Source organism: Sphingomonas sp. (assembly GCF_030145815.1).
Lineage (GTDB): Bacteria > Pseudomonadota > Alphaproteobacteria > Sphingomonadales > Sphingomonadaceae > Sphingomonas.
Map to the genome: position 1 here is coordinate 129,172 of NZ_JAIXHL010000005.1, position 9,055 is coordinate 138,226.

Genomic DNA, 9,055 nt, shown 5'->3' on the forward strand with positions numbered 1-9,055 from the left:
CTCTAACCCGAAATGCGCGCAAACAAAAGCGGCGCGAAACCGGAGCTTCGCGCCGCCTTGTTATCCAGCCGCTTAGCGGCAGTAGCGCACCTTCACGCGGCGACCCAGATAGGGGTCGTAGACGCGACGGACGGTGCAGCCGCGCCAGTTGCGGCGCTCGTAATCGCGGTAATAATGGCTTTGCGGCGGGTAATAGCCGCGCTGGCGGTAATAGCCGTCATACCGGTCATAGCCGTGATAGCCGCGGTCGTAGCGATCATAACGATCATAGCGGTCGCGGCTCGAGCTGGCGATTGCGGCGCCGATCACGACACCGGCAATGCCGGCGGCGATGGCGGTCCCAGTGTTGTCACGGTCGCGATGGCGATACCGCTGGGCCTCTGCCGGCGCGGCCGCGGTGAGCGCGGTGGCGCCGAGGGTGAGACCGAGCACCGCCTTGGTGATCATCGTCTTCATGTCTTCCTCCTCGTGCATCTGCACATTCCGACGTCTCAACGCTCTGAGGTCCGTCTGAATAGCCTTTTGTGCGAGTCGAACTGAACGGCTGCGGAATCGTGCGTTCACTTGCGGTTTAGATCAAGGGACGCGATGGAGGCGGCGAACCAGGAGTGCCGAACCCAATGAATCTGTGGCTGATGAAATCCGAACCCGATGTGTTCAGCTGGGACGATCTGGTGCGCGACGGCAGCACCGAATGGGACGGCGTGCGCAACCATACCGCGGCGGGGAACCTGCGCGCGATGAAGGTCGGCGACCGGGCGTTTTTCTACCACAGCAATATCGGGCTGGAGATCGTCGGCATCATGGAAGTGAGCCGCGAGGCCAAGCCCGATGGCGAGGGGAAACATTGGGTGTCGGTCGAAATGAAACCGGTCGAACCGCTGCCCAATCCGGTGACGCTGAAGATGGTGAAGGCCGAGCCCCGGCTCGCCGCGATGGAGCTGGTCAAATATTCGCGGCTGTCGGTGGGGAAGGTGAGCCCCGGGGAATGGGACGTGGTGCTGGAGATGGCGGGACGTTGAACGGGTCCGTCACCCCCGCGAAAGCGGGGGCCCATCTCCTACAGGATCGGCATATTGTGCCGGTGCGGTGAGTGGATGGTCCGGGAGATGGCCCCCGCTTTCGCGGGCGTGACGGCCTAGTACGGAACCACCGCCCCGCCCCTCCGTTCATCGCGCTTGGGGAACGGGCCGACAGTGACAGTTGAACTTCGATTCCCCCCGCCGCTATGGGCGCACGGGTGAGCGTGATTGACCTGCCTCCCGTCTCGGGCCGTTTCGACGGCGTCGAGCATCTCTTCCCGGTGCGTGTCTATTTTGAGGACACCGACCTGTCTGGGGTGGTGTATCATGCCAATTACCTGCGGTTCATGGAACGCGCGCGATCGGATATGCTGCGCTGTGCCGGGATCGATCAGCGGGCGGCGCATGAGGCGGGTGAAGGGGTTTACGTCGTGCGCGACATCGGCATCCGCTATGTTGCCCCTGCACGGCTCGACGATGCGCTGGTTGTTGTCAGCAGGGTCCTGCGCGTGCGGGCGGCGGCGGTGAATATTCAGCAACGAGTCATGCGGAACGGGGAATTGCTGACCCAGGCGGATGTGGAAGCGGCGTTCGTGACCCCGACGGGGCGCGCGCGGCGGCAACCGCCGGAGTGGGTCGAAGCGTTCGTGCCGCTGGTCTGGAAGGGAAACTGAGCGACACATGGACTGGTTCGCAAATCTGAAATTCGACAGCGCGTCCTATATCGGGCTGTTCCTGCAGGCCGAATGGGACGTGAAGGCGATCATGGTCGGCCTGGTGCTTGCCAGCATCTGGACCTGGGCGATCATCCTGTCGCTGCGCGGGCGCATCGCCGCCGCGCGCAAGGCCGCCGAGCGGTTCGAGGGCGATTATCGCAAGACCGACGATATCGACGCCTTTTACAAGCTGCACGGGGACGAGGATCATCCGACTGCGCGGGTGTTCGCGGCGGGCGTGACCGAATGGCGGCGTTCGACCGGCGGGCGCGCACTCGACAAGGACGGGACGCGCGAGCGGCTGGCGACGACGATGGGCGCGGCGGTCGCGCTGGAGGTAGATCGGCTGTCGGACCGGCTCAACATCCTCGCCACGGTCGGCGCGACCGCGCCGTTCGTCGGGCTGCTCGGCACGGTGCTGGGCATCATGCGCAGCTTCACCGCGATTGCGGGGCAGCAGAGCACGTCGCTCGCGGTGGTCGCGCCGGGCATTGCCGAGGCGCTGTTCGCGACCGCGATCGGCCTGTTCGCGGCCATCCCCGCCGTCATCGCCTATAACCGCTTCAGCCATGGCATCGAAAAGGTCGAGGCGCGGCTGAACCGCTTTGCCGATGGCTTCCACGCAACCCTTAGCCGCCAGCTCGACAGCGCGCCGGCGGGCGGCAAGCCGCTGCTCTGATGGGCGCGAAGCTCCCCTCCTCGCGCGGCAAGGGGCGGCGCGCGCCAATGGCGGACATCAATGTCACGCCGCTGGTCGACGTGATGCTGGTGCTGCTGATCATCTTCATGGTCACTGCGCCCCTGTTGACCGCGGGCGTGCCGGTAAACCTGCCCGAAAGCCGCGCCAAGCCGCTGGAGCAGGACCAGAAGCCGATCCAGATTTCGATCGACGAGCGCGGCACCGTGTTCCTCGACGATAGCGAGGTCGCCGATGGCCAGCTGCCCGGGCTGCTCGCCGAGATTGCGAGCGCGCGCGGGGAAGAGAAGCCGCAGGTGTTCCTGCGCGCCGACACGCGGCTGGATTACGGCAAGGTCATGCGCGTGATGGGTGAGCTCAACCGCGCCGGGCTGAACAAGGTGTCGCTCGTCACCACGGGTGAAGGCAAGAACTGATGGCGGTGGCGATCGACCGCAGGGAAGGCATCGGCATCGGGGTGGCCGTGATCGGCCATGCCGCGCTGTTCGCCCTGCTGTCGCTCGCGATCATGCCCAAGGTCGATCCGCTCGACATCAAGCCGGTGCCGATCGAAGTGTCACTGACCGATGAAGCGGGTCTGGTCAGCGAAGCGCCGGTGATCGAGAAGGAAGCGCCGGCCGAGCGGCTGGCCGAAGTCCCTGCACCGCCCGAACCCGATTCGCCGCCGCCGGTGCCGGAAACGCAGCCCGAGCCGATCGCCAAGCCCGACCCGACGCCGCCCAAGGCTGCCCCCGCCCCTGCGCCCAAACCGCAGCCCAAGGCGGAAGCGAAGAAGTCGAACCCCGCCCCGGCCAAGGCGCAGCCGAAGACGGAGCGTAGGAATGCGACGCCAACGGGCCGACTGACCGGCATCGTCGACGGACTGACCGATCAGGCGAGCAAGGGCAAGGCGACGACGCCGCAGGCCGCGCAGATGGGCCCCGAGGTCCGTTCATCGATCTTCGGCCTGATCCGGCGGCAGGTGAAGCCGCATTGGCGCGCGCCGACCGGAGCCGACGTCAATCTGCTCGCCACCATCGTCGAGGTGCGGTTGAACAAGGATGGCTCGCTCGCCGGGCAACCGCGGATCGTCGATCAGACCGGCGAAACCGAAAGCAACCGCCCGCAGCAGGAGTTGCACAAGGAGCGTGCGCTGGCCGCGATCCGGCTTGCAGCGCCGTTCAAGGGCTTGCCCGAGGAATATTATGACGGCTGGAAAGCCTTCCGACTGTCCTTCGACAGGAGACTGTGAATGAAGTTGCGCATCCTTTTCGCCGCGACCACGGCGGTGTTCGTCACGGCCCCCGCCGTGGCCCAGCAGCAGCCGGCGGCCCAGCCGACCGCCCCCGCGGCCGAGAGCCAGGAACTGCCGACCATCGACGTGACCGATGAGAGCGCGCAGGACCTGACCATCATCGTCCCGCCAATGCCGACGCAGCAGGTGGTGAGCACGCCCGCGGGCAGCACCGATGCGCTGGGTCGGCAGGTCGCGCAGATCATCACCGACAATCTGCGCAACTCCGGCCTGTTCAAGCCGCTCGGCCCGACCGGGGTCCGCGCGATTCCGGTAAGCGAGGTGAGCGCGCCGGACTTCGGTTACTGGCGCGGCGCGACTGCGCAGGCGCTGGTGCAGGGATTCGTGCGCGCGAATGGCGACGGCAATCTGACCGTCGGCTGCTACCTTTATGACGTGGCGCTGGGCACCGAACTGGCGCGTGAGGGCTTCGTGGTTCGCCCGGCCGACTGGCGGCGGGCGGCGCATAAATGCTCCGACGCGATCTACACCCGCCTGACGGGCGAGGGGCCGTATTTCGACAGCCGCGTCATCTATGTCAGCGAGACCGGGCCGAAGAACCGTCGCATCAAGCGGCTGGCGATCATGGATCAGGACGGCGCCAACCACCGTTTCCTGACCAACGGCCAGTCGATCGTGCTGACCCCGCGCTTCTCGCCGGACGAGCGGCGCATCGCCTATATGAGCTATCAGAACGACAAGCCGTCGCTCTATGTCTATGACCTGTCGAACGGCACGCAGCGGCTGCTGGTGACCAATGTCAGCCTGGCGTTCGCGCCGCGCTTCTCGCCCGATGGCCGCTGGATCCTGTTCACCATGTCGGTCGCGGGCAATGCCGATGTCTATCGCATCGCGGCGACCGGGGGCACGCCGCAGCGGCTGACGACCGCGCCGGGGATCGACACCGGCGGCAGCTACTCCCCCGACGGCAGCAAGATCGTGTTCGAGAGCGACCGTTCGGGCAGCCAGCAGCTCTATGTGATGAATGCTGACGGATCGAACCAGCAGCGGATCAGCTTTGGCGGCGGGCGCTATGCAACCCCGGCGTGGAGCCCGCGCGGCGACCTGATCGCGTTCACGCGCATGGGCGGGGGCTTTCGCATCGGCGTGATGAACCCGTCGGGCGGGGGCGAAAAGCTGCTGACCGACGCCTGGGGCGATGAGGGGCCGAGCTGGTCGCCCAATGGCCGCGTGCTGCTGTTTTCGCGTGGTGCACAGGGGCCGTCGGGCAAGTCCGACATCTGGTCGGTCGATTTGACCGGCAGCACGTCGCGACGGATTCCGACCCAATTGGACGGTTCCGATCCGTCATGGGGACCGCTACGGCCGTAAAGTGGTTGACGTCGCGGGAACTCACCCGCACCCTGTCCGTTACGCAGGGGTATCGAAATTCACGAAAGCCAAAGGGAGAATAAGCCAATGGCGAAGCTCAAGACCGCCCTGATCGTTGCGACGATGGCCGTTGCCGTTGTCGGCTGCCAGAAAAAGCGGCCCGAAACCCTGCCGCCGGGCCCGGGTGGCCCGGTCGATCCTGGCCCCGCGCCCGGACCGGGCGGCGGCGGCGCGCAGCCCGGCACCGCCGAACATTTCAAGCAGAATGTCGTCAGCGACACGATCAACTTCGATTTCGACCAGTACGACATCGATGCGCGCGCGCGGCAGATCCTGGACAGCCAGGCGCAGTGGCTGACGCAATATCCGAACACGCGCATCACGCTGGAGGGCCATGCCGACGAGCGCGGCACGCGCGAATATAATCTGGCGCTGGGCGACCGTCGCGCCAATGCGGCGAAGAACTACCTCGCCGCGCGTGGCGTGTCGCCGGCGCGGATCACCACGATCAGCTATGGCAAGGAACGCCCGATCGCGCTGGGTTCGGACGAAGCCAGCTGGGCGCAGAACCGTCGCGCGGTGACCATCGTCATCAACTGACCGGTTTGACCTGGAACAGACGGGGCGCGGCGATGGTCGCGCCCCGTTTTGTTTGCGCGGGCAATTCGCGCCGTCCTCCCTATATCGTCCCTACACATGACGCCTGAGCCTTCCTCCAGTCCCGCGCTGACCCGCGCGCCGCGCCATCTGTGGCTGTGGCTGGCGGGGCTGTTGCTGGCGTTCAATGCGATCGCCGGGACCCCGGCGCTGCCGCAGCTGGACAGCGCCGGGCTACGCGCCGCGGTGCTCACCGCGCCGGTTCCGGTCCATGCCCAGTTTCGTGATCCGGCGTCGCTGCTCAAGACGGCGACGCACCGCTCGCTGAAGGCTCAGGATCGCCCCGATGGCGATCCGCCACTGCCGCTGCACCATGCAGCAGTAGTGCCGCCCTACCCTGCTCCGCAGGTTGGCCGCGCCGCGCCGCGTGCGGAGTCAGCGCCGGTTGCGCCACCCGCTGCGCGCTATCGCGCCCGCGCGCCGCCACTCTCCGCCTGAACCCCGAACCCTGATCGATTGAACACGCCGCCCCTGTGGCGGCTGGCGCGCGTGCGCGCGCGCCGCAACGGGAATTCAGCATGAACGAGACCATGACCGACACCAGCCTGCGCGATCATATCGCGGGGCTCCTCACCCGCTATCCTGCGCTCGAACCGAGCGAGCGCGAAGAGCTGATCACCTTCATCAAATCCGGCCCCGCGATCGACCGCGGTATGCTGAAGGGCGATCCCACCCATGCCGCTGCGATCCGCCGGGTCGAGGCGGACCATCCCGAGCAGTTCCGGCTGGGCATCGCGCGGCAGTTGTTGGTGGCGGCGGCGATCGTCCTGCCCTTCCTCGCGATCTGCTGGCTGGCGTGGGAGGTCGGCGCGAAGTGACCAAACGGCCCCCGTCGGTGCGACTGACGGGGGCCATCTGATTCCGCTTGCACGCCACGCGATTCGATATAAATATGATATCATCTTTTTAGGGAGGCAAAAATGTCCGACTTCGATTCGCGCGCGCTTCGCTCCAGTGCAGAGCGGCCCGCATCCACCGCCAGCGGCTATGCCATGCTGCTCGTTGCGCTTGCCGCATTGATCGGGATCATCGCGTCCGCGCCGCAGATCGGCGAGGCGGCGTGGGCGCCATTTGCGCTCGTGCTCGGCGTGCTGATCCTCGCCTTCGTCGCACCGGGTTTCTACCTGCTGCAGCCCAATCAGGCGGCGGCGATCCTGTTGTTCGGCGATTACAAGGGCACCGATCGCACCACCGGCCTGCGCTGGACCTGGCCGTGGATGATCAAGTCCAAGGTGTCGGTGCGCATCCACAATGTCACCTCGGAGCGGCTGAAGGTGAACGACCTGCGCGGCAATCCGATCGAGATCGCGTCGAACGTGGTATGGCGCGTCGCCGACACGGCGCAGGCGCTGTTCGACGTCGATGACTATCGCGAGTTCGTGCATATCCAGATCGAGAGCGCGGTGCGCGCGATCGGGTCGCGCTACCCCTATGACGACTTTACGCATGAGGAGATGACGCTGCGCGGCAATGCCGAGCATGTCAGCGAGGAACTGCGCGTCGAACTGCAGGAGCGCGTGCTGGCCGCGGGCGTGCATATCGACGAGTGCCGCCTCACTCACCTCGCCTATGCGCAGGAGATCGCTCAGGCGATGCTGCGCCGGCAACAGGCCGAGGCGGTGGTCGCCGCGCGCAAGACGCTGGTCGAGGGCGCGGTCGGCATGGTCGAAATGGCGCTCGAGCAGCTGTCGGAGAAGAATGTCGTCGAGTTGGATGACGAGCGCCGCGCGGCGATGGTGTCGAACCTGATGGTCGTGCTCTGCTCCGAACGCGACACGCAGCCGGTGGTGAACGCCGGGTCCTTGTACCAGTAACGGGAGCGGAAGGCGCATGGCCGCCCCACCCAAGAAAGCGTTCCCGCTCCGCCTCGACCCCGCGCTCTATGCGGCGATCGAGCGGAGCGCGGCGACCGACCTGCGCAGCGTCAACGCGCAGGTCGAATGCCTGCTGCGCGAGGCGCTGGCCAAGCGCGGCGTCAAGCTGGCCGATCCGGTGCGCGCGAAGCGCGGGCGGCCGCCGAAGGAGGAAGGAGAAAGCTGATGTTGATCGTCCTGTTCGCCCCGCGTCGTCACTTGATCTGGTTGCTCGCCGCTTCGCTGGTGATGCTTGTCATCGGCTTGGTGGCGCTCTGAGAAAGGATCTGCGAAATGCGTTCGAACAGCTGCCCGAAGTGCCAGGGTTCGATGGCGGAAGGCTATGTGCCGCATGAGCGCAGCAATATGCCGGGTCTGGGCCGCTGGTATCGCGGCGCGCCGGTCAAGGGCTGGTTCGGGCTGAAGCTGCCCAAATCTTATGTCGAGATGACCACGTGGCGCTGTCAGCGCTGCGGGTTTCTGGAGCAGTACGCGAAGGGGTGAGGTGCTGCACCGACCTGTTCCCCGGCGAAGGCCGGGGCCCAGTATCGACACCCGCGAAAATCATCCCGCCAGCCGATGCCGATCGCAACTGGGCCCCGGCCTTCGCCGGGGAAAAATATTGGCTTTATCGCTTCGGCTGCACCGGCGGTGGCGGACCGAAGGCTTCGTCGAGCAGCCGGGCGAGGCGCAGTCCGCCGCGCTTGATCTGGGCCTGCATCATCGGGACCAGCTTTTCGATGTCGGCATCGTCGAGCTTTCCGCGTGCGGGCACATCGGCGCGGCAGGGATCGCCGTCGAATGCGGCCTCATAGGCCATGTGCGCCGCCTGCCAATTTTCGCGGCTCCAGTCCTCGACCGTGCCGGCGCTTTCCTTGGCGCGTTCCTCGGCCGAATAGACCTGAACCACCGGCGGGGGTGAGGTGATCGCGCGCTCGGCCAGCCAGCCATCGGTGATGCTGTGCAGGTTGAGCCGCTCTGGGCCATAGATGCCGTAATCGGTGCGTGCGCGGTTGCCGCCCAGATCGCCCTTGTCACCCGCGTGCAGCGGCTGATGCAGGTCGCCGACGAAATGGGTGAGGAAGGCGAGCGCCATCACCTTTTCGCGGACCGGGACATCCTTGTCCTGCAACAGCTTCACGCCGCGCTCGATCTGGGCGGACACGCAATTGCCATCAGGGCAATTGCCCTTGAGCGTGAACGGCTTGCAGATGTTCACATTCTGATAGTGCCAGTTGTAGGCATAGCTGAACCGCGCGCCGAGCGGCTTGATACAATCGGCCCACACGCTCGCTTCCTCCAGCGTCTTGGCCGGGCAGGTCGGGGTTTCGAGCAGGCCCTGTTGGCGCAGCAGGCGATCGATCGCGCGACGCGTTTCGGGCTTCACATTCTTGTAGGCGATGGTCGCCACGGTCTGATGCCCGAACTCCCAATAGGCGAGCGCAGGGGTGGCGGCGAAGCTGACGGCGAGCGCGACCAGCGCGAGGATACGACGAATCATGACG

Annotated in this window: 14 protein-coding genes; 12 read left to right on the plus strand and 2 right to left on the minus strand. The window is 66.2% G+C overall.

Annotation, left to right across the window (positions count from 1 at the left end; genetic code table 11):
- Positions 1–72: 72 nt before the first annotated feature.
- Positions 73–456: a hypothetical protein gene (locus KYX69_RS06210; protein ID WP_300495067.1), complete on the minus strand. Its 384-nt coding sequence runs from the start codon at positions 454–456 to the stop codon at positions 73–75.
- Positions 457–620: 164 nt separating this feature from the next.
- Here KYX69_RS06210 and KYX69_RS06215 point away from each other — a divergent pair, with 164 nt between their 5' ends.
- The 12 genes from KYX69_RS06215 to KYX69_RS06270 all read left to right on the plus strand — a co-directional run bounded on the left by KYX69_RS06215 (position 621) and on the right by KYX69_RS06270 (position 8,054).
- A complete protein-coding gene (locus KYX69_RS06215; RefSeq protein ID WP_300495070.1) occupies positions 621–1,022 on the plus strand; it encodes an EVE domain-containing protein in 402 nt (133 codons plus the stop codon).
- Positions 1,023–1,228: 206 nt separating this feature from the next.
- Positions 1,229–1,696: a tol-pal system-associated acyl-CoA thioesterase gene (gene ybgC / locus KYX69_RS06220; RefSeq protein WP_300495073.1), complete on the plus strand. Its 468-nt coding sequence runs from the start codon at positions 1,229–1,231 to the stop codon at positions 1,694–1,696.
- A gap of 7 nt (positions 1,697–1,703) precedes the next feature.
- Entirely contained in the window at positions 1,704–2,417 is a 714-nt protein-coding gene (tolQ, locus tag KYX69_RS06225) for a protein TolQ (protein ID WP_300495075.1), read from the plus strand.
- Complete coding sequence (tolR, locus tag KYX69_RS06230; RefSeq protein ID WP_300495078.1) at positions 2,417–2,851, plus strand: protein TolR; 435 nt, start codon at positions 2,417–2,419, stop codon at positions 2,849–2,851. Before tolQ ends, tolR begins: the two co-directional genes overlap by 1 nt.
- Positions 2,851–3,666, plus strand: coding sequence for a cell envelope biogenesis protein TolA (locus tag KYX69_RS06235; RefSeq protein ID WP_300495081.1), 816 nt, complete (start codon positions 2,851–2,853; stop codon positions 3,664–3,666). The genes tolR and KYX69_RS06235 overlap by 1 nt, the downstream gene beginning before the upstream one ends.
- Entirely contained in the window at positions 3,667–5,040 is a 1,374-nt protein-coding gene (gene tolB, locus KYX69_RS06240; RefSeq protein ID WP_300495084.1) for a Tol-Pal system beta propeller repeat protein TolB, read from the plus strand.
- A gap of 87 nt (positions 5,041–5,127) precedes the next feature.
- On the plus strand, positions 5,128–5,640 hold the full coding sequence (gene pal / locus KYX69_RS06245) for a peptidoglycan-associated lipoprotein Pal (RefSeq protein ID WP_300495085.1): 513 nt from the start codon (positions 5,128–5,130) through the stop codon (positions 5,638–5,640).
- Positions 5,641–5,736: 96 nt separating this feature from the next.
- Positions 5,737–6,135, plus strand: coding sequence for a hypothetical protein (locus KYX69_RS06250; RefSeq protein WP_300495086.1), 399 nt, complete (start codon positions 5,737–5,739; stop codon positions 6,133–6,135).
- 80 nt (positions 6,136–6,215) lie between these two features.
- Positions 6,216–6,515 carry a hypothetical protein gene (locus KYX69_RS06255; RefSeq protein WP_300495089.1) on the plus strand — a complete coding sequence of 100 codons (300 nt, stop codon included), beginning with the start codon at positions 6,216–6,218 and terminating at the stop codon, positions 6,513–6,515.
- Between the two features lie 102 nt (positions 6,516–6,617).
- Positions 6,618–7,511, plus strand: coding sequence for an SPFH domain-containing protein (locus tag KYX69_RS06260; RefSeq protein WP_300495091.1), 894 nt, complete (start codon positions 6,618–6,620; stop codon positions 7,509–7,511).
- A gap of 16 nt (positions 7,512–7,527) precedes the next feature.
- Positions 7,528–7,737, plus strand: coding sequence for a toxin-antitoxin system HicB family antitoxin (locus KYX69_RS06265; RefSeq protein WP_300495094.1), 210 nt, complete (start codon positions 7,528–7,530; stop codon positions 7,735–7,737).
- A 107-nt stretch (positions 7,738–7,844) separates the two neighbouring features.
- Entirely contained in the window at positions 7,845–8,054 is a 210-nt protein-coding gene (locus tag KYX69_RS06270) for a PF20097 family protein (RefSeq protein ID WP_300495096.1), read from the plus strand.
- 124 nt (positions 8,055–8,178) lie between these two features.
- Here the strand turns inward: KYX69_RS06270 and KYX69_RS06275 are convergent, their stop codons facing one another.
- Positions 8,179–9,051: a S1/P1 nuclease gene (locus KYX69_RS06275; protein ID WP_300495099.1), complete on the minus strand. Its 873-nt coding sequence runs from the start codon at positions 9,049–9,051 to the stop codon at positions 8,179–8,181.
- Positions 9,052–9,055: the final 4 nt, after the last annotated feature.